The sequence below is a fragment of the Butyrivibrio hungatei DSM 14810 genome (genome assembly GCF_900143205.1).
Lineage (GTDB): Bacteria > Bacillota > Clostridia > Lachnospirales > Lachnospiraceae > Butyrivibrio > Butyrivibrio hungatei.
Map to the genome: position 1 here is coordinate 499,059 of NZ_FRDH01000004.1, position 21,729 is coordinate 520,787.

Sequence of the window (21,729 nt, forward strand, 5' to 3'; positions counted from 1 at the left end):
AATGAAAATTTTTACTCAATATAAAGGATTAAAGAAGGAGAATTATATTCTCTTTCTTGGGAGGATAGTTACAAATCTTGGAGCCATGATCTGGCCCATGATGACGCTTATCCTAAATAAAAAGCTTGGTTTAAATGCCGCAGAAACGGCGACATTCATAATTGTTTCAGGAATAATGTTTTTACCTGCCAATCTGGTTGGCGGACATCTCGCAGATAAATACAACAAGAAGAGAGTTATAATATATCATAAACTACAAAACGCTTTTTCCAAATAATTATTTAGCCTTTTCTTTGATGGCTTTAAGTTCATCAATTGAAAAAGTATATGCTTTATTACAGAAGTGACAGCAAACTTCGATCTCTTTTCCATCATCTATCATTTCCTGAATGTCTTTTTTGCCAATCAGCATAAGAGCTCTTTCTACGCGGTCCTTATCACAGTTGCAGTAGAAATTAAGATCAGTCTTTTCGGTGAATTCAATATCAAAGCCGTCTAAAACGATGCTCAAAAGCTCTTCTGGAGTCTTACCAGCCTTTAAGATATCTGTAACAGAAGAGAACTTCTGAAGATTGAACTCAAGGTGAGTGATTGTCTGTTCGTCAGCAAAAGGAAGAAGCTGAATGATAAATCCGCCGGCAGCTATAACTGAGAGAGATTCTCTTTCAACTAAAACTCCAAGACCTACTGATGAAGGAGTCTGCTCGGATTTGGTAAAGTAGTATGTAAGATCCTCGGCAACTTCGCCTGAGTATAAAGGAACCTGACCAACATATGGTTCTTTCATGCCCATATCACGGATAACAGTAAGAGTACCTTCGCCGATGCCACCGCCTACATTAAGGTGTCCCTGGGCATTTGGCTCCATGATGACGTAAGGATTAACAGCATATCCCTTAACATTGCCGTGTCTGTCTGCTGTTGCGAGAACTCCCTTTAAAGGACCATCACCGTCCATTTTGACTGTGATAAGGTCATCGTCATTGTCCATCATTGTTCCCATCATAACTGTTCCTGTCATGAGTCTTCCAAGTGCAGCTGCCGCAATAGGAGATAAGTTGTGGGCTTTTCTTGCATATTCTGAAAGGTCTCTAGTTGTTGCTGCAAAGGCTCTTATCTGAGCATTTCCAGCAGTTGCACGGACCATATAATCTTTATAAGACATATTCAAACCTCTTTTCTATAATCATGAATCATTGAACCTAGTTATGATAAATGATTTTTATTTTAGTGTAAACCTGTGCAGAGAAAAAATTATTTTGGAAATAACTATAATTTATTATTTTATTTATCCGATATAAAAATAAGAATTAATTTATAAATTTTACGCTATGAGGAGGCGGAATTTTTATCATGGATGAAAAAGTAAGGAATGGGAAAGTTGTTGTCAAGCTGGTTATTGCGGCAGTTGCAGCTGTAATAGGCATCTCGATCGTGCTGACTGTGATAAGTGGTATCAGGACCAAGGATGTTTACGATGACATGCTTCAGGAAGAGCTTAAGGTTGCGGTCAATCAGCTTGAAAGCGAGATGAACCAGGTATGGGACGGCGATTGGAGCTATGTAGACGGAGTTGTCTATAAGGGGGAGCAGGACGTAACTTTAGACTATGAAACTATCATGGATGACATGAAGAGCAAGACTGGTGTTGAGTATTCTGTTATTTATGGAAAAGAGAGGGTGATCACAACTCTTAAAACTTCTTCTGGAAGTAAGGCAACAGGAGTGAGCCTTTCTGATAAGGTATATGACACTGTTGTAAAGAATAAACAGGATTATTATTTAAAAACTGTTCCAGCAGGCACTTCAACAAGCTATTATTGCTACTATGCACCACTTAAGAATGATGACGGAACAGTGATCGGTATGGTATTTGCAGCAAGAGAGAGTAGGAGTGTTGATTTATCTATTAATGACATCATTGCACAGATGTCCATTATTTCAATCGTTCTTGCAATTCTTCTTTCACTTGTAGGTATCCTTTGCACTAACAAGGTTTCTGTCAAGATGAAAGAGATCGCTAATGAGCTTGGAAATCTTTCAAAGGGCGAGCTTGCCCTTAATATAGATGAGACTTCTCTTAAGAGAAATGATGAGATAGGACTTCTTGCAGATGGAGCAAGGACTCTTAGTCAGAAGCTTGGCGATGTCATCAGACAGACAACAGAGATGTCAAATGAGCTCAAGACTTCAGGTTCAGAGCTTTCAACATCAGCTAATCAGGCTTCAAATGCATCAACTCAGGTTAGTCAGGCTGTAGATGATATTGCTAAGGGAGCTGTAACTCAGGCAGAGAGCATTGAGACAGCTGCAGGTAACACTCAGACCATTGGAAAAGATATTGATGAAGTAGCTCAGAACGTAGAGCAGCTCAATGAATATGCAGGCGAGATGAGAACAACCTGTGAAGCAGCTATGGGATCACTTATTAAGCTTATTGATCAGAGCAACGAAGTAAAAGATTCTGTAAGTGATATAGGCAATACTATTCAGTCAACAAATGAGTCAGCAAGACAGATTTCAGAGTTCTCTGAAGCAATTACAGAGATTGCATCTCAGACAAACCTCCTTTCACTTAATGCTTCTATTGAGGCAGCAAGAGCTGGTGAAGCAGGAAAAGGTTTTGCAGTAGTTGCATCTGAGATCGGTAAGCTTGCTGTTCAGAGTAGTAATTCTGCAGAAGAGATCAAGAAAATCGTTGAAAGGCTTGTGACTGATTCTGCGGCATCTGTAGAAGTCCTTGAGAGACTTAACAGCAGCTTTGAAATGCAGTCAGAACATCTTGATGATACCAAATCTAATATGCAGAGCATGGCAGAAAACGTAAATAATGTTACAAACAGCACAGGTAACATTTCACAGCACGTTGAAAAGCTCAATACTGCAAAGGATGAGCTTGTTGAGATCATCGCTGATCTTTCAGCTATTTCAGAAGAGAACGCTGCTTCAACTGAGGAAACAAATGCTTCTATGCAGGAGCTTAATGCTACATTCTCACTTATTACTGAGTCTGCAGCTAAACTTCAGGACCTTGCAGGAGAGATGACAGACGTTATCAGCTATTTCAAGATCTGATAAAGAGCAAGATAGTAACAGTTTTGGGCAATAATAGAGATATTCTTGATTGTCCGTAATATCGTATAATTAAGTCTGGATGGTATTTTTACCGTCCAGGCTTATTTTATTGCATATTTTGGCGGGGTAACTACATGAAGGTTGATATTTCAGGTGAATACAAGATTTATTTAGATTCAGATTATGAAAAAGAGTTTGTAGCAAAGCTTCCAGGATCTCTTGATGAAAATAAGATCGGCTTAGTGGATGATATTCTGATAACTGAGCAGGGTAAAGGTCAGAAGAAGGCTGAAGGACCGATAGCTACCAGACTTACTCGTAAGTTTTCATATTATGGAAAGGCTTATTATAAGCGTGAGCTAAGTGATGTTTTATCTGGCTTTGAAAAAGAACTAAGTAAGCGCTTGTTTATTAAGGTTGAGCGCTCCAGAAACCTTTTCTTAAAGGTTGATGACAGGGAGGTTAAGGCTCTTAGAGGAAGCCTTTCTACTCATTATTTATTTGAAGTTACCGGGCTTTTGAAGAAAGACTCTACTATAGAGTTTATTTGTGATAACGACTATGAGAACATGCCAAGAGCAGGAATAATCTACTCATCTACGGCTACTGATGAAACTCAGACTAACTGGAATGGCCTTTTAGGTCAGATGAGCCTTTTTTCAAAGGAATGTGTTTTTGTTGAAAGACTTAGCATTTATCCTAAGGCTGGAAGTGCAGAGATAGAGGCAGTTGTTAATAGTGATAGAGCCTTTAATGGAACAATCACTCTTAACTCTGAGGCCTTTGCAGATGAGGTACATATAGAGCTTGATCTTGCAGAAAAAGGCTCTTTTACCGTAAAGACTACAGTGGCACTTAAGAAAGATGTAAGAAGGTGGGATGAGTACGAAGGAAATCTCTATAGCTGCAAATGGAACCTGTTTGATAACAATGGAACAGAGCTTGATGAAAGTACAGAGACCTTCGGAATACGTGACTTTAGCTACGACAATGAAGGTCGCCTTACTATAAATGGCAGGAGATTCTTTTTAAGAGGAGAGGCTAACTGCGCTGAGTTTCCAGAAACTGGCCATGCTCCAATGGATGTAGAGAGCTGGCTTAAAGTTATGGAAAAGTATAAATCCTATGGCATCAACTGCGTAAGATTCCACTCCCATTGCCCTGTGGAAGCTGCTTTTGTGGCTGCAGATAAGCTTGGTATCATGGTTCAGCCTGAACTTTCACATTGGAATCCTAATGACGCTTTTGTTGAGAAATACAGCAGGGAATATTATGAAAAAGAGCTAAAAGAGATCATTAAAGAATACGCAAATCATCCATCCTTTGTGATGCTTACTCTTGGAAATGAACTTGGCTCTGATATAGCTGGCACGAGGGTTATGATCGAGCTGGTAAAAATGGCAAAGGACATTGATGATACCAGACTTTTTGCCTGGGGGTCAAATGTTTTTTACGGAGAAAAGGGCTATAACAAAGATAGTGATTTCTATACATCCATGGGCTATTACAAGGATATGTTAAGAGCCACATCTCCCGGAATGATAGGCTTTTTAAATAACGAGTATCCATCAGCTTCTCATGATTTTAGTAAGGTGACAGCCCAGATCAGAAATGAGTATAAAAAGCCAATATTTGGTTTTGAAGTGGGTCAGTACGAGGTTTTACCTGATTTTAATGAGCTTGAAGATTTTAAAGGGGTTACAGATCCTGTAAATCTAAAGCTTGTAAAGGAACATGCTGATAAGGTTGGAATCCTTAGGGATTGGGACAAATATGTAGAGGCTACGGGCGAGCTTTCAAGACTTTGCTATAGGGAAGAAGTTGAGTCTGTTCTTAGAACTCCAGATATGTCAGGCTTATCACTTCTTGGACTTCAGGACTTCCCAGGGCAGGGCACAGCCCTTGTTGGCATGATGAATTCTCATCTTGAAACCAAAAAGTATGACTTTGCCAAGGCTGAGAAGTTCAGGGTATTCTATAGAGAGGCATTGCCGCTAGTTCTTTTGCCAAAGTACACCTACACAGATGATGAGAGTGTTACAGCTCTATTAAAGGTCGCAAACTATGGCAAGAAGGCACTTGAAGGTACCTTTAAGGTAAAACTTGTGGATGCTGCTGATGATAAGGTGCTCGAAGAATATAAGATAAGCGAAAATGCATGCTGCAAAGTGGGAGAGCTTACTGAGATTGGAAAGATCGATTTTCCTTTATCCGGATCATTATCAGATAAAAAAGCCAGGGAGCTTTTGATCATCGCATATTTAGAGAACACAGATATTGAAAACACTTATCCTATCTGGGTTTATCAAAAAGAGTTCCTAAAAGACATTCAGAGCCCTGAAAATGTTTATGAGACCAGAGCTTTTGATGACAAGGCAATAGAAGTCCTTGAAAATGGCGGAATAGTGTACCTTTCACCGGATTCTACCGCAGATGCCATTCCCTCATCCATTAAGTGCCAGTTTTCACCGGATTTTTGGTGCGCTGACATGTTCAAGGAGCAGGAAGGCAGCATGGGTCAGCTGATAAACAAGGAACATCCGATATTTAAGGACTTCCCGACAAATAATTATAGTCAGTGGCAGTGGTGGCCTATGGCAAGCCAAAGAGCATTTATTATGCCGGAATATATCACTTCCATCATAACTGAGATGGATTCATATATGTATTTAAGGCCTATGAGTATGCTGTTTGAAGCAAAATGCTTAAAGGGCAAGGTGCTTGCTTCCTCTATGGGATTACATAATTTGCTGGAACATCCAGAGGCAAGGGCACTGCTTATGAATATATACAGATATATTTCATCAGACGAGTTTGAACCAGAGCAAGAAATAGACATTTCTTTTATCCAAAAAATAATGCTTAAAAATTGATAAAATCAAGCGCTGCTTCAATTGACATGCCCTATAGCTGTGATTATAATTGTATTGTTGAATAATTAACAAACATTTTTTTAAATATATAACTTTTCAAGGAGCGGGGTATGGCAGATAAAGAAATTTCTCAGGCAGTCATTGGCAGACTTCCTAGATATTTTAGATACTTGGGAGATCTCAAGGAAAAAGGAGTTGAAAGGATCTCTTCTCAGGAACTTAGCGACATCATGAAGGTAACTGCTTCTCAGATAAGACAGGATTTTAATAACTTTGGTGGTTTTGGTCAGCAGGGTTATGGCTACAATGTTAATTATCTGTACGATGAGATTAGTAAGATCCTTGGTATAGACAAGCAGCATAGTCTTGTTATTATTGGTACTGGTCATCTTGGTAAGGCAATTGCAGGATATACCAATTTTACTAGAAGAGGATTTGTATTTAAGGGTGCGTTCGACTGTAATCCAGAACTCTACGGCACAATGATCAGAGATGTAGAGGTTCGTCCTATTGAGGAGATGGAAGATTTTGTTAAAAAGAACAAGATTGAGATTGCAGTTCTTACTATTCCTAAGGAGCAGGCAGTTCCTATGGCCCACAAGCTTGTAGAATGCGGCATTAAGGCAATATGGAACTTTGCTCATGTTGATCTGGATGTTCCTAACAATATTCAGGTAGAAAATGTACATTTATCTGACAGTTTGATGAAACTATCGTATAATATAAACAGGTACGAAAATAACGATTAAACGGTGAGAGATAATAATGGCAAAGAATGATGAAGTCTACTCCAGAGCCCTGGAGGGTAAGAGCATTCCTATTTTGACATTGGACAATAAGTGGCACCAGCTTTTTACTCAGACTGAGATGACACCAGAGATTGAGCAGCTGGCTGATGAGCTTAATGCACTTGTTGAGCGCGATGGCAAGATCAGGACGGAGACCAAGAACATCAAGAAGATCAAGAAAAAGCTTCTTGGTGAGATAATGCCTCTTAGGGACCAGGCCAATAAATCTGGGGGCTCTGCTTCTATTGAGAAGGAAATTCAGGATAGAACAAGGCTCATTAATGAGTGCAATGATAAGCTCGCATCCCATGAGGATGAGCTTTTAGATCTTTCAAAAGAAATCTATGATCTAGATTATCAGCTTATGGTGGAGACCATGAAGGTTTGTTATGAGACACTTCATGACAATACTGATTACATAAAGACTATGGATGAGTGGGTCTCTCAGGTCAGAGTCGAGCTAAAAAAGAACGTTATTAAACTTCAGGAAGCCGAGATGGAGAATTATAATCTCTATTCCTATATGCATCAGATCTTTGGACCTGAAGTTATCGAAATCTTTGACATGAAATATGATCCTGATAGAAGACACCCTATTCGTAGACCACTTGCAGGAAATGAATCAGATTACGTGGAATGAGATCATAAGAATTAAAAAGAGTTGCTTTGCAACTCTTTTTTCATAGGAACCTTAACCAGGTAAGGGGGACAGTATGAAATATGCGGTAAGTAGCAGAGAAATGAAGATCTATGACAGGAATACCTCTGATGTGTTTGGAATTCCCAGTCAGGTCCTTATGGAAAGAGCTTCATTAAAGGTAGCTGATGTAATTGATGAAAGGATAAAGGCAAGGGATTGCAAGAGAAAGTACAGAGCTCTAGTAATGGCTGGCGTTGGGAATAACGGCGGCGATGGAGCAGCTATTGCCAGATTATTAAAGCAAAGAGGCTATCTTGTGAGTCTTTGCGTGATCGGCGACCTTACAAAGTGTAGCGATCTTTTACTTTCTCAGCTCAAGATCTGTGAAAAATACGGTATAGATACTGCCACTTTTTCCAATATAAGAGACAACAAAAGCATTTTTGAATGGGATATCATAGTAGATGCATTATTTGGTATTGGTTTATCCCGCATTGTAACCGGAAGCTTTTTAGATGCGATAGATTACATCTCAAGATGCAAGGAAGAAAAGAAAGATGATCTTCTTGTTGTATCTGTAGACATGCCTTCAGGAATAAATGCTGATAATGGAGAAATACTGGGCACAGCAGTAAGAGCTGATGTTACAGTTACCTTCAATCAGATTAAGCTTGGACAGATACTTTATCCAGGCTGTGAATATGTTGGCGAGCTTGTAGTAGAGGATGCTGGTATCACACAGGAGAGCTTTTGCGGAAGACCTCCAAGGGCGTTTTTCTATGATGAAACTCCGGAAATGCTCCTTCCGGCAAGGAGAAAGGATTCCAATAAGGGAACAAATGGCAAAGTCCTTATAATCGCTGGATCTGATGTTATAAGCGGAGCATGTAGCCTTGCAACTCTTGGCTGCATCAAGGCGGGTGCCGGAATGGTCAAGGTGTTTACGAGAAGTAGCAATGCCAATATCATTAAGACAACTATTCCAGAGGCGCTGATTGATACCTATGATGAGCTCTCTGAGATAAAAGATAAGCTCATGATTGATTTTAAGTGGGCTGACGCTGTAGTTTTGGGACCAGGCATTGGCACTGATGACGTGGCATTTGAACTTGTTAATATCACTTTAGATGCATGCGATAAGCATCTGGTACTTGATGCAGATGCTCTTAATCTCATAGCCCAAAGAGACGACCTTAGGATAAAGGTTTCAAACTATGCTGTATCAGGAAGAAAGCTTATTCTGACACCTCATCTTGCGGAGTTTGCACGTCTTTTCAAAAAGACAACAAAAGAATGCAAGGATGCCATACTGGAATATCCTAAGACTCTGGCAGACGAGCTTCATTGTACTGTTATCTGCAAGGACGCAAGGAGCGTTGTAAGTGACAGCAATGAGAAAAAGATATATATTAATGTGAGCGGCAATGATGGAATGGCAACAGCTGGTTCTGGTGACGTTCTGGCAGGGCTCCTTGGGGCAGTGTGCTGCAGCATGGATACAGGCTTTGAAACAGCTTGCATTGGTGCATATATTCATGGACTTTCTGGTGACAGTGCTGCCAGGAAACATGGCAAATACGCTATGGTTGCTTCTGATATAGCAACCGAGCTTGAAGAAATTTTGAGGTAAATGATGTTAGAAGAATATTCAAGAGTTTATGCAAAGGTAGACATAGAGGCCATCAAATATAATCTTATGTCTATGAAAAAGAACATTCCTGATCACACCAAGATCATGGCTGTAGTCAAGACAGATGCTTATGGTCACGGAGCAATCAGGATCGCGCAGGAACTTGAAGAAGTAGATTATATCTGGGGCTACGCAGTTGCTACTGCGGAAGAGGCATTTGAACTTAGAGATAATGCAGTTAAAAAGCCAATACTTATACTTGGCTACACATTTCCATATGCCTATGAGAGGATGCTCATAGAGGGCATCAGACCAACAGTATTTAGAAAAGATATGTTAAACGAGCTAAATGACTGTGCAGGCAAGCTTATTGCAAGAGGAGAGCTCAGCTCTAAGGCACCTGTTCATATTGCTGTGGATACTGGAATGTCCAGAATAGGTATTACACCTGATGACGCAGGTGCTGAGTTTGTAAGAGATGCTCTTAAGTATGACAATCTTCAGATTGAGGGCGTATTTACTCACTTTGCAAGAGCTGATGAAAAAGATCTTTCTAATGTAAAAGAAAAGGAAGCTTTATTTAGTAAGTTTGTAGACAGGCTTGAAAGCGAAAACAATATCAAGATTCCATTCAGGCACTGTGCTAATAGCGCCAGCATAATTGCAGTTCCGGAGTCTTCAATGGATATGGTAAGGGCAGGTGTTACAATGTACGGTATGTGGCCATCAGAGGATGTTCCAAAGGATATTGTTGACCTGAAGCCTACAATGGAGATTATAAGCCATATCGTAATGATCAAGGATGTTCCTGCAGGAACTCCGGTTAGTTATGGCGGAACCTTTGTAACTGATAAGCTTACTAAGATCGCAACTATTCCTGTAGGCTACGGCGATGGCTATCCCAGAAGCCTTTCTAATAAGGGCTATGTTCTTATCCGTGGCAAAAGAGCTAATATCCTCGGAAGAGTTTGTATGGATCAGTTCATGGTCGATGTGACAGATATTCCTGGAGCTTGTGAGGGAGATGAAGTTGTTCTCATGGGTAAAGATAAGACTTCAGGAGAAGAGATAAGCGCAGAGCTTTTAGGAAACATGAGCGGAAGATTTAACTATGAGCTTACCTGCGATATCAGTAAGAGAGTGCCTAGGATATTTTGATATTTTGCTTTGTTCTTGATAGGAAATTTCTATTAAATAAAAGCGTTTCCTTATAATGGGAAACGCTTTTTTGCATTTGTATACTGAACATTTATTTCTGAAAGAGCAGCGGTATCACCGTCCATGTTATCCGGATGATAGAGCTTAACTAAAGTCTTATATTTTTTGTCTACGCTTTCTCTTGAATTACAACCGGCAAAGAAATCAAAGGATGATGACCTTGTGTCATGAGTATTTTTTTCAAGGTCTTCGTAATCGTCCTCGTAGTATTCTTCATCTTCTTCTTCGTCATACTCGTTTTCATAGTCATCGTCGTATTCATCGTCGTATTCATCGTCGTATTCTTCATCGTAGGCTTCGCCGTATTCTTCGCCGTAATCCTCGTCATACTCTTCATCAAAGTCTTCGCCATATTCATCTTCAAATTCTTCATCGCCGTAGAAGTCATTTTTTTTGGCCTTCTTTGAGCGAAGCTCTTCTTTAAGTTCTTCGCTTTGCTGCTTGAGTAATTTTGTATAGCTCTTTTCATAATGTCTTTTGCCAGCTTCTGGAAAGAGTCGATAGTACCTATTAAGCCCCTGAGTTACAAAACCTGTGCCGAGGAGAGCTCTAAGCACGTAGATAACGGCATCTGCCACAACGGCATAGAACAAGAGCTTATTAAATGAAGCAAAAACAGCGATTGCAAGAAATACAGTAACAACAGGAACAATCATGAGGATTGTCAGTATCACAAGAAAGATAAAGACTAAAGAACCTTTATATGAGTAAACAGAACTCATCCACCATTTCCGAAGCTCTTGTGACATGTTAATTATTACATAGTTACTTTTGGACATGGCACTATTTGTTTCATGGACTAGGCCATCTACCGGGATATCAAGAGTATGCTCACTTGCAGTAGGAAGGGTCATATCCCCTGTTCCAAGAGCAAGGAGCCCTCCATTTGCAGAAAAAAGAATGTAGACATTTACACACAAAAGTAGTGCGAAAGTTACGCTTGTCAGTGGGAGAAAGCAAAAAAACAGCTTGAATACATGGAAAAATGCCTTAAAAAACCAGGTAAGCATTGAAAAGACTGCTTTTGCTATAGTTATGATAAGATTGGCAATTGCATTTACAGCCAGTGAAATTAACGAAATCATACAAATCTCTCCCAAACAAAACTCAATAAACAAATTTTATATGAAAAAACCCAAAGTGTCGAGAACATTGAGGCGATACCTTGAAGACTGATGGTTTTTTGTGATAATCTGATATATAGGCTTTTATAAAGGGGAAAAAATATGAAGATGATAAAAAAGATCCTGGAAAAATGTCCATGGCTTACATATGTGGCAGCACTTATACCTTATGCAGTTGCTTGCTATGGTTATGCAATAACAGGAGAGTTTACTTTTTGGGAAGTAGTTTATGCTGCTATTGCTATATATTTTGTAAATCCGATTTCTGATATAGTTAATCCGTATATTCTTTTTGGTGAGATCACATCAGTTATCGTCACTGCAGGAATTATCTTAAGTGTTATCAGATATGCTTTCGTCAAGCTTGAGTATTTCTTTGCCAGATTCTCTAAGGATGCGACAGTAGTCTACTCTGACAATGAGCTTGGAGAAAATCTTGCCAAGACTTTGAAACATGGCTATGTTGTCAGAGAAACTGACAGGCCACAGAAGGTTAAGAATCACATTGTTATGTTATCCGACGATACAGAGAGCATCAGTTTCTATAGTAGAAATGAGTCAAGACTCAAGGACCAGTATGTTTATATGATGATGAATAGTCTTGATTCTACACTATTAAAAGCAGCTGACACTTCAGAGGCTGACCTTCATTTCTTCAATGTAAATGACATGATGGCGAGAGATTACTGGAAAAAGAACAATCTCTATGAGCATGGCAAGGATACTTATTTTATAGCTATCATAGGCTATGGCGATGTGGGAGAGGCTGTATTTAAATATGGCTATCTCAACAACATCTACAGTACAGAGCAGAACTTCGAATATCATATCTGGGGATGCGAAGGTTCAAAGGCTAACTTCCTAAAGAATCTTCCTACAGAGAATGGTGACCGAATTGTTATCCATGACGAATATTGGGACAAAGACATGGATGTTCTGGCCAAGATGAACAGAGTCATCTATACAGATACTGACAAACAGATTGAGCTTATTCAGAAGGTTCTCTATGTTAATCCGGAGGCTGAGATCCATTGTTATTCAACAGATGAGATCAGCTATGAAGATATCTATGACTCAGAGAAGATCCTTATCTTTGGCGATATGAAGGATATCCTTACTGAGGATAATGTTAAGAGTGAGAAGCTTTATAGACTTGGTAAGCTCTTTAATTATGATTACAGTCTTAGATATTCAGAAAGAGAAGCTCCTGATGACTACGAAGCAGAAATTGAAGCTGAGTGGAAGGAGCTTGATGGATTTAAAAAGAGTTCCAGTATCGCAAGAGCAGATCACTACTGGATCGAGAAAAGACTTAAAGAAGACGGCATAATGGATGAAGATGATGAGGATGCACTTAGGATCGAGCACATTAGATGGAGCAGATTCCACTACATCAACCATTGGACATATGCTGAAAAGAGGGACAATACTCTTAGGAAGCACAATATGCTGGTACCATATGAGAAACTGTCAGACTCAGAAAAGGCCAAGGATGGAATTTATGACAGCAAGGTAAAGGCTGAAATAGACGCTCTTGTCGGAGTCTAATATAATGTGGTATAGTTTAATTTGATATTTTGGGTACATTTTGTGTTTCAATAGGAGGAACGACTATGGACGAAGGCTTGCCTTCTGTCATTATTTTGCTCATTGTTCTTGCGATTCTTTTGATCGATATAATTGTTCATGCGTTTTGCAAGGCTATCAATTACAAAAAGGAAATAGATCAGGACAAAAAAGATTCTGATGAAAATAAAGCTCAGGCTCAAAAGACCATTAAGCTATTAAATGGTAAGTTCAGCAGTATAGAAGCAGTTCTTATAGATGGGCTGGCCAAGTTGTTTCTTTACATTTCAGGTGTAAGAGACAAGGATTCTTTTTCAGATGTTACTGAAGAGGAGATCAAAAAGGCTGTTACAGAAGGTCAGGAGCATGGCGTTATTCAGGAATCTGAAGCGGACATGATCACAAATATTTTCGAGTTTTCTGACAAGGAAGCTCAGGACATCATGACAAACAGAAATACTATGGTGGCTATTGATGCCAACATGACTCTAAAAGAGGCTGTTAATTTCATGATGGAAACCAATAACAGCCGTTTCCCTGTTTATCTGGATGACATTGATCATATTATTGGAATCATGCATATCAGAGATGCTATGAAGAAGTTATCTGAAGAGACTGATGAGAATCTACCTATACGTAAGATAAAGGGATTACTTCGTCAGCCTAAGTTTGTCCCAGAGACCAGAAAGATAGATTCTCTGTTCCATAGCATGCAGCTTACCAAGACTCAGATGGTCATTATCATTGATGAGTATGGTCAGACAGCAGGACTTGTTTCTATGGAAGATATCCTGGAAGAGATCGTAGGCAACATTCTTGATGAATATGATGAGGATGAGGATTACATCAAGCCTACAAGGAATCAGGATGAGTACACGGCCTCAGGAATGACACCATTAGAGGTACTTGAAAAGAAATTCGATATTTCTTTTGATGACTCAGAGTTTGAGACACTTAATGGATATCTTATCTCCAAGCTTGATAGGATACCTGAAGACGACGAGGATTTCGCCGTAGATGAACATGGCTATAGTTTCAAAATTCTTTCTGTGCAGAATCATATGATACAGAGTGTTTTGGTATCAAAACTCCCTGAAGATACTGTGACTACTGAGGAAAAAGAATTAGAAATAGCAAAATAGATTTAAAGTAAAGTGAAAGGAAGTTTTTATGTCAGGACATTCAAAGTTTGCAAACATCAAACACAAGAAAGAAAAAAATGATGCAGCAAAGGGCAAGATTTTTACAATTATCGGTAGAGAAATCGCCGTTGCAGTTAAGGAAGGTGGTCCAGACCCAGCAAACAACTTCAAGCTTGCACAGGTAATTGCTAAGGCTAAGGCAAATAACATGCCTAACGATACTATCGAGCGTGGTATCAAGAAGGCTTCAGGTGCTGATGGCGCTGTAGACTACAAGAACATCACATACGAAGGATATGGCCCTGGTGGAACAGCTATCATCGTAGAGGCACTTACAGATAATCAGAACAGAACAGCTTCAAATGTAAAGAGCGCATTCACAAAGGGAAATGGTAACGTTGGTACTCCTGGATGCGTATCATATATGTTCGACAAGAAGGGACAGATCATCATCGACAAGGAAGAGTGCAAGGTTTCATCTGATGACCTTATGATGCTCGTTCTTGATGCAGGTGCTGATGATTTTAACGAAGAGGATGACAGCTATGAGATCCTCACAGCTCCAGAGAATTTCCAGCCTGTAGTTGAGGCTCTTACAAAGGAAAACGTTGAAACAGTTTCTGCTGAGGTTACAATGATTCCTCAGAATTATGTTTCTGTAACTGATCCAGATACAGTTAAGTACATCCAGAGAATCCTTGATCTTCTTGATGAGGATGATGACGTACAGGCTGTGTATCACAACTGGGAAGAGCCAGACGAGAACTAATCTAAACATAATAATAAGAGACGAGGGGAGTCCTGAAAATGAAACTAAAACGAAAATGGCCAGCGTATTGCATCTGGGTATTATTTATTATTTTTGATGTGGTAATGGTAGCAAGTTCTAGCTTCTTTTTAGGGCTTTTTCCGTCTAAGGACAAGCTTTTATATACAGTTCTTTTGACAGTTCTTGGAATTACTGTCATGAGCATCGTAACCTTCCTGTTATGGAAGATTTGTGATGTTGTAGGGACTGATGCTATGGCCAGGACTAAGACTGCCAGAGTTATCTATGGAATTTCTGGTTCTTTGACTGTTATTGCTGCCTTTGCTTACAGAGTATATGTACTTTCAACTGGCGTTTTTGAAGTCGGGGGAAAGATGTCTTTGTATGAAAACGCAGCCATTGGTTCAGAGAACATCACGCCAGAGTTTGATCTATTATCTATTGTTTATTCAGCAATACTTAAGTTCATATTACTATTTACTGGAAATGATGTATTTGTAGCTCTTGTATTTGACGCAGTGCTCTTTGTTTTATTCATGATATTTGCAGGACTTGCTGTATACAAATTTCTTGGCTTTGCTGCGTCTATCGTATTTGAGCTCTTTGCAGGCTTTATGCCTATTTTCCTTGATCAGGTATATGTTCCAGAACTTAGCACAGTTAATCTTTTCCTTGCTATGTTTGGCTTTGAGCTTTTCATAGTTTCACTGGTTCTTAGAGGAACCTATAAAGGAAAACTTGACAGCGTTTTTGGAACAATAAGCTTTATCCTGGTAGGTGTTCTTGTGGGATACATGTGCTATGTGGATGCGGGAACTCTTATTGCAGTCATGCCATTTCTTTTTGCAATCCTTTTTCTTGCTGGAAGGGACTTTAAAAGAGATCTGCTTAAGTTTTTAGTGCTGATACTTGGCGCTGCGCTTACATTTGGCGGAATGATAGTTCAGGAAGCTGGAGTGATGAATGCCTCTGCAACATTGGTAAAATGGGCAACTTATTATTTTCATAACCTTAATACCTTTAGCTTTTTCCTCATTTATACCAACTACAAGATCATTTATCTTGTTACTGTTATAGCTATGTCTGGAATCGGCATAGGATTTTTAAAGAGCAAAAAGATAGATGCTGTATCTCCATGGCTTTTTTCAATGCTACTTATCTATGTGACGATCCCATTTATGGGTGCCACGAGAATGAACTCTCAGATAGTTGTTACTATCTATTTTGGATTTATGCTTTCCTGCCTTGCTTGTCTTATCACAACACATTCTGAGGACGATGGAGTCTACGAGTCCAAAGTTGCAGAGGATGAAGAGATAGAAGAAGTACGTAAACCTGTTATGAAAGAAGAAATAAAAGAATCTGAAACTACACCTGCACCTGAGAGTGCTCCGGAGGTTGCAGCTGTGGAAGAACCTAGATATGTGCCTGAAGGAATGGTGGTTCCTCAGGATACGCTTGTGGATATGGTGCCAAGAGATGGCGCTATGACTGCTAGAATGCCTAAGTTTGAAGGCACTATCTCTCTTGATAGAAAAGACAAGCGCAAAGAAAAAGAAATTGAAAAGAAAGTCGAACCTAAGGATGACTTTGATGTTCCATTTGAGCCAGGTGACGATTTTGATATATAAAAAATGAAAGGTAAACTTTTTAAATGAGATTAGAGGATTTGGCCGCATATGAGATCTTGGAGAAAAGAAGAATCGAGGATCTTAATTCAGACAGCTATATAGTTAGACATAAGAAAACCGGAGCTAGATTAGCTCTTTTATCAAACGATGATGACAATAAAGTGTTTTATATCGGATTTAGGACACCACCTAAGGATTCAACTGGTGTAGCTCATATAATTGAGCACACTGTTCTTTGTGGTTCCAAGGATTTCCCTCTTAAGGATCCTTTTGTAGAGCTTGTTAAGGGAAGCCTTAATACCTTTTTAAATGCAATTACATACCCTGACAAGACGGTATATCCTGTTGCAAGCTGTAACGATACTGATTTTCAGAATCTGATGCACGTTTATCTTGATGCAGTATTTTATCCAAATATCTACAAGACTGACAAGATTTTCAAGCAGGAAGGTTGGCACTATGAGATGGAAGACGAATCTTCAGATCTTACCATCAATGGTGTTGTTTATAACGAGATGAAGGGTGCGTTTTCTACAGCAGATGATGTTTTATCCAGAGAGATCCAGAATTCTCTTTATCCTGATATCACTTATGGAATTGAGTCTGGTGGAGATCCTGACGTCATTCCTGAGCTTACATATGAGGATTATCTTGATTTCCACAGAAAGTATTATCATCCTTCAAACAGCTATATTTATCTCTATGGTGATATGGATATGGCCGAGAAGCTTGATTACATTGACAGAGAGTATCTTTCAAAGTTCGATCACCTTGAAGTTGACTCTGAGATTAAGAGCCAGGAGAAGTTCTCTGAGCCAAAAGAGATCCACAAGGCTTATCCTGTACTTTCTACAGACAGTCTTGAAAAAAATACATATCTTTCATATAACTGCAGCGTAGGATCAACTCTTGAGAAAAAGATATATATCGCCCTTGGAACGCTTAACTATGCACTTTGTTCTGCTCCGGGAGCACCTGTCAAGAAGGCTCTTATCGATAAGGGAATCGGACAGGACGTATATAGTGAGTATGACAATGGCATCAAGCAGCCTATTTTTTCTATTGTTGCCAAGAATGCAGATGCTTCTCAGAAGGATGAATTTGTTAAGACTATCAGAGAAGTATTAGAAGATCAGGTAAAGAACGGAATCGACAGAAAGTCTCTTTTGGCAGGCCTTAGCTATGACGAGTTTAAATATAGAGAGGCTGATTTCGGAAGATTCCCTAAGGGACTTTTGTACGGTCTTCAGGTTTTGGACAGCTGGCTCTATGACGATATGCTTCCATGGATCCATATCGAGGCCAATGATACTTTTGCTGAGCTCAAAAAAGAAGTTGATACCGGATATTTTGAGAATATCATTACTGAGTATCTTCTTGATAATACGCATAGAACAGTTCTTTTACTGGAGCCTGAACAGGGACTTACAGAGAAAAAGGACGAAGAATTAAGAAAAAAATTAAAGGCTTACAGAGATTCTCTTTCAAAAGAAGAAATTGAAAAGATCGTAAAAGAAACAAAGGAACTTAGGGAATACCAGGAGGAACCTGATGATCCTGAGAACCTTAGAAAGATTCCGCTTTTAAAGCTTGAAGACTTAAAGAAGGAAGCTGAGAAATTCATTTATGAAGAGAGAAATGAAAATGGAGTAAAAATCCTTTTCCACGATATCTTTACCAATGGAATTGCTTATCTTACTTTTGTTTTCGATATCAAGAACATAGATGCTTCTGAGCTTCCATACATGGCAACTCTCAAAAAGCTTCTTGGAATGTTGGATACAGAGCATTATTCCTACAGAGATCTTTATAATGAGATCAATATCAAGACAGGTGGCATTAGCGGTTCTATCAGCACTTACACAGATTCTGCAGATGTTACCAAGTTTGAGACTACATTTGAGATCAGCGTGAAGGTTCTTCATGAAAACTTAAGCGATGCGTTCAGACTGGTAAAAGAGATCATAACATCAAGTAACTTTGATGATGTTAAGAGAATAAAAGAGATATTTGATGAGCAGTATGCAAGACTCCAGTCAGACCTTGCATCAGCAGGACATCAGACAGCAGCACTCAGAGCAATGTCTTATGTGTCACCAGCAGCTTCTGTTTCAGACAGTGTAAGCGGAATCGGATACTTTAGACAGCTTGAGCACATGATCAGCATCATTGGAACTGATGAGGGTGCAGCTGTTATCGTTGACAACTTAAAGAGACTTTGCAAGAGTATCTTTAGACCAGAGAATCTCCTTGTGGATATTACTGGTACAGAAAAAGAGTATCAGGGAGTTCCTAAGGAAAGTGAGCTCTTTGCTAAAGCTCTTTTCACAGATAGCTATGACAAGGGCCAGTTCAAAATGACTCCTGTTAAGAAAAACGAGGCTTTTGTGACTGCGGGACAGGTTCAGTATGTCTGCAGAGCTGGTAACTATGCAAATAAGGGACTTAAGTATACCGGAGCTCTTAGAGTTTTAAAGGTAATGATGGGCTATGATTACCTTTGGAGGAATATAAGAGTCCTTGGCGGCGCATATGGATGCATGAGTAGCTACGCCAAGAATGGTGATGCTGCCTTTGTTACATATAGAGATCCTAATCTTAAGAACAGTATTGATGTATTTGAGAAGGCATCTGATTATCTTAGGAATTTTGATGCAGATGACAGGGTCATCCTTCAGTATATTATCGGTGCTATTTCAGATCTTGATACACCCAAGACTCCTTCTGGAAAGGGCTCTTACGGTCTTACTGCTTATCTTTGCAGGGCCAAGATGGAGAACATCCAAAAGAACAGAGATCAGCTTCTTGGAACAACTAAGGAGACTATCAGAGGTCTTGCTGATTATGTAGATGCATTTATGGAAGATAACTGCGTTTGCGTAATTGGAACAGCAGACAAGATTGAGGAGAGTAAAGAATTATTCGGAGCAGTTGAGCAGTTAGTTCAAAGCTAAAAGAGAAAAGGTAAGAATGGAAAATAATTTTAAAACTGGTTTTGTAACTTTTTTAGGTCGCCCAAACGTAGGTAAGTCTACGCTTATGAATCATCTGATAGGTCAGAAGATCGCAATTACTTCTAACAAACCTCAGACCACTAGAAACAGGATCATGACAGTTTATACTGATGATGAGTGCCAGATGATATTCCTTGATACTCCTGGTATCAACGATACCAAGAATAAGCTTGGGGATTACATGAGCAAAGCGGCAAAGAGCACCATTGACGAGGTGGATGTAGTTCTTTTGCTGGTGGAACCTAGTACATATATTGGCGAAATCGAGAAGTCTATAATAGAAGACTTAAAAAAGTGTAAGAAGCCGGTAATTCTTGTTATCAACAAGATTGATACTGTGTCAGAGGATGATCTTTCAAAGTTTGAAGATGCCTACAAAAAGGAAATGGATTTTGACAAGATCGTTCATGTGGCAGCCCTTAAGGGCAAAAACATTGAAAGCGTCATGGATGCCATTAAGGAATTCCTTCCTTTTGGACCACCATTCTATGATGAAGATACAATTACTGATCAGCCTGAAAGACAGATCACAGCTGAGATCATCAGAGAGAAGGCTCTTAGACTCCTTCAGGATGAGGTGCCTCATGGAATTGCTGTTACTATAGAGACCATGAGAATGCGTGAAAAGAAAAAGCGTCACTATCATCCACCAAAGGATGGCTCGTATGATCCAGACGGCATCATGGATATCAACGCAACTATAATCTGTGAGAAGGATTCCCATAAGGGCATTGTTATCGGAAAGGGCGGTGCGATGCTCAAAAAGATTGGTTCTGCAGCAAGAACTGATATAGAGGAGCTTCTTGGATGCCAGGTTAATCTTCAGCTGTGGGTAAAGGTCAGAAAAGACTGGAGAGATGACAAGGCTCAGCTTAAGAGTTTTGGATATGATGTAAACAGTTTTAAGAAATAAGGGTCATTTATGGAAGATTTTGTTACTGTTCGAGGCATGGTTATCAAGCATTCCTGTACAGGGGACTATGACTGGGTGGCTACTATATTTACAGCAGACAGAGGGAAGATCACAGCATTTGCAAGAGGCGCAAGGAAACCTGCAGCCAAGCTTTCAGGCTCAGTAGAACCTTTTTGCTTTGGAACCTTCAAGCTGTTTGCTGGTAAGAACTCATACACGATAGTAGAAGCGGACATAGAAAATTATTTTGAAGGATTTAGACAAGATCTGGAAGGTGCCTGCTATGGCACCTTTTTCCTTGAGCTTGCTTCATATTATACAAGAGAAAATGTAGAAGATAAGGAACTTCTTAATCTTTTATATATCTCGCTTAAAGCTCTTTTAAATGAGAACATACCAAACAAGCTTGTTAAGTGTATCTATGAGATCAAAGCTCTTCAGATAGAAGGGGAATATCCTGGAGTGCCTGAGAATATGGAACTTATGGATTCAACCAGGTATGCCATTGATTTTATTGTGAGAACACCCCTTGAAAAGCTATATTCCTTTAATGTTACTAAAGAGGTACTTGATCAGCTTTGCAAAGTAGCTGATATTTACAGGAACAGATTTATCGATAGACCATTAAAAAGTCTCGAAATGCTAGAGGCTTTTTAATAGTATTGAAAAAGAAAAACGATTTGGATATAATTACTTTGTTTGTTTAAAGGGTGGATGTTATGCAAAGTATTTATTTAAAAAAGTATTATTTTTTAGGCGCTTTGATAGTGATGGCTTTCATGCTTGCCGGTTGTGGCAAGGAAAAGTCTTTAGCCACATCAGTTGAAATAGACAAAAATGGCGCTGTTACTAACACTATTATAGAAGAGTTTGATCAGAGTCTTTATAATCTCGATGAACTTTCTGAATTAGCATCATCTGAGGTTTCAGCTTACAATTCTGAATGCCTTAGCGAGAGGATCGCTGTAGAATCAGTAGAAATGTTAAAAGATGAAAAAACTGTAAAGATGGTACTTAAATTCAACAGTACCAATGACTACGCAAGTTTTAATGATACAGCTCTTTATTTTGGAACTGTTCAGGATGCTATAGATAGAGGATATGAGATTTCTACAGAGCTTATGAATCCTGAGGGACAGGTTTTATCATCAGAGGGACTTTCAGATTATCTCTCAAGATCTATCATTATTACTGAAGACAGATCAGTATTTATCACACCATACAAGATTGATTATTATACAAATGGTGTCAAACTCAATGGAAAAAAGGAAGCGATCACATCAGATGCTACTTCTGAAGTGATTCAGCTGCTTCTTTCAAAATAAAAAAATATTTGAAATTCATCT

Annotated in this window: 17 protein-coding genes; 15 read left to right on the plus strand and 2 right to left on the minus strand. The window is 39.2% G+C overall.

Annotated elements, in window-relative coordinates; all coding sequences use genetic code 11:
- The first annotated feature begins 1 nt into the window (after position 1).
- Positions 2-277: a hypothetical protein gene (locus tag BUA02_RS06350; RefSeq protein WP_072701905.1), complete on the plus strand. Its 276-nt coding sequence runs from the start codon at positions 2-4 to the stop codon at positions 275-277.
- Here the strand turns inward: BUA02_RS06350 and hslO are convergent, their stop codons facing one another.
- A complete protein-coding gene (gene hslO, locus BUA02_RS06355; RefSeq protein WP_072701907.1) occupies positions 278-1,165 on the minus strand; it encodes an Hsp33 family molecular chaperone HslO in 888 nt (295 codons plus the stop codon).
- A 188-nt stretch (positions 1,166-1,353) separates the two neighbouring features.
- On the opposite strand from hslO, the gene BUA02_RS06360 reads away from it, so the two are divergent.
- The 6 genes from BUA02_RS06360 to alr all read left to right on the plus strand — a co-directional run bounded on the left by BUA02_RS06360 (position 1,354) and on the right by alr (position 10,164).
- Positions 1,354-3,075, plus strand: a complete 1,722-nt coding sequence (locus BUA02_RS06360; RefSeq protein WP_072701909.1) for a methyl-accepting chemotaxis protein — start codon at positions 1,354-1,356, stop codon at positions 3,073-3,075.
- A 134-nt stretch (positions 3,076-3,209) separates the two neighbouring features.
- On the plus strand, positions 3,210-5,948 hold the full coding sequence (locus tag BUA02_RS06365) for a glycoside hydrolase family 2 TIM barrel-domain containing protein (protein ID WP_072701911.1): 2,739 nt from the start codon (positions 3,210-3,212) through the stop codon (positions 5,946-5,948).
- Between the two features lie 110 nt (positions 5,949-6,058).
- On the plus strand, positions 6,059-6,697 hold the full coding sequence (locus BUA02_RS06370; protein WP_071175876.1) for a redox-sensing transcriptional repressor Rex: 639 nt from the start codon (positions 6,059-6,061) through the stop codon (positions 6,695-6,697).
- A 16-nt stretch (positions 6,698-6,713) separates the two neighbouring features.
- A complete protein-coding gene (locus tag BUA02_RS06375) occupies positions 6,714-7,376 on the plus strand; it encodes a hypothetical protein (RefSeq protein ID WP_071175877.1) in 663 nt (220 codons plus the stop codon).
- Between the two features lie 73 nt (positions 7,377-7,449).
- Positions 7,450-9,006, plus strand: coding sequence for a bifunctional ADP-dependent NAD(P)H-hydrate dehydratase/NAD(P)H-hydrate epimerase (locus BUA02_RS06380; RefSeq protein WP_072701913.1), 1,557 nt, complete (start codon positions 7,450-7,452; stop codon positions 9,004-9,006).
- Positions 9,007-9,009: 3 nt separating this feature from the next.
- Positions 9,010-10,164, plus strand: coding sequence for an alanine racemase (alr, locus tag BUA02_RS06385; RefSeq protein WP_072701915.1), 1,155 nt, complete (start codon positions 9,010-9,012; stop codon positions 10,162-10,164).
- A gap of 50 nt (positions 10,165-10,214) precedes the next feature.
- Here the strand turns inward: alr and BUA02_RS06390 are convergent, their stop codons facing one another.
- Positions 10,215-11,309 (minus strand): hypothetical protein, encoded by a 1,095-nt coding sequence (locus tag BUA02_RS06390; RefSeq protein WP_072701917.1) that lies wholly within the window; start codon positions 11,307-11,309, stop codon positions 10,215-10,217.
- A 141-nt stretch (positions 11,310-11,450) separates the two neighbouring features.
- Here BUA02_RS06390 and BUA02_RS06395 point away from each other — a divergent pair, with 141 nt between their 5' ends.
- The 8 genes from BUA02_RS06395 (at position 11,451) to BUA02_RS06430 (ending at position 21,708) form a co-directional block, all read left to right on the plus strand.
- Positions 11,451-12,896, plus strand: coding sequence for a RyR domain-containing protein (locus tag BUA02_RS06395; protein ID WP_072701919.1), 1,446 nt, complete (start codon positions 11,451-11,453; stop codon positions 12,894-12,896).
- A 65-nt stretch (positions 12,897-12,961) separates the two neighbouring features.
- Complete coding sequence (locus BUA02_RS06400; RefSeq protein WP_083572676.1) at positions 12,962-14,056, plus strand: hemolysin family protein; 1,095 nt, start codon at positions 12,962-12,964, stop codon at positions 14,054-14,056.
- A 28-nt stretch (positions 14,057-14,084) separates the two neighbouring features.
- Positions 14,085-14,825: a YebC/PmpR family DNA-binding transcriptional regulator gene (locus BUA02_RS06405; RefSeq protein ID WP_072701921.1), complete on the plus strand. Its 741-nt coding sequence runs from the start codon at positions 14,085-14,087 to the stop codon at positions 14,823-14,825.
- A gap of 38 nt (positions 14,826-14,863) precedes the next feature.
- Positions 14,864-16,456, plus strand: a complete 1,593-nt coding sequence (locus BUA02_RS06410) for a hypothetical protein (RefSeq protein ID WP_072701923.1) — start codon at positions 14,864-14,866, stop codon at positions 16,454-16,456.
- 23 nt (positions 16,457-16,479) lie between these two features.
- Complete coding sequence (locus BUA02_RS06415; protein WP_072701925.1) at positions 16,480-19,410, plus strand: insulinase family protein; 2,931 nt, start codon at positions 16,480-16,482, stop codon at positions 19,408-19,410.
- 16 nt (positions 19,411-19,426) lie between these two features.
- Positions 19,427-20,383 (plus strand): GTPase Era, encoded by a 957-nt coding sequence (gene era / locus BUA02_RS06420; protein WP_072701927.1) that lies wholly within the window; start codon positions 19,427-19,429, stop codon positions 20,381-20,383.
- Between the two features lie 9 nt (positions 20,384-20,392).
- A complete protein-coding gene (gene recO, locus BUA02_RS06425) occupies positions 20,393-21,040 on the plus strand; it encodes a DNA repair protein RecO (protein ID WP_072701929.1) in 648 nt (215 codons plus the stop codon).
- A gap of 62 nt (positions 21,041-21,102) precedes the next feature.
- Positions 21,103-21,708, plus strand: a complete 606-nt coding sequence (locus tag BUA02_RS06430; RefSeq protein ID WP_072701931.1) for a hypothetical protein — start codon at positions 21,103-21,105, stop codon at positions 21,706-21,708.
- Positions 21,709-21,729: the final 21 nt, after the last annotated feature.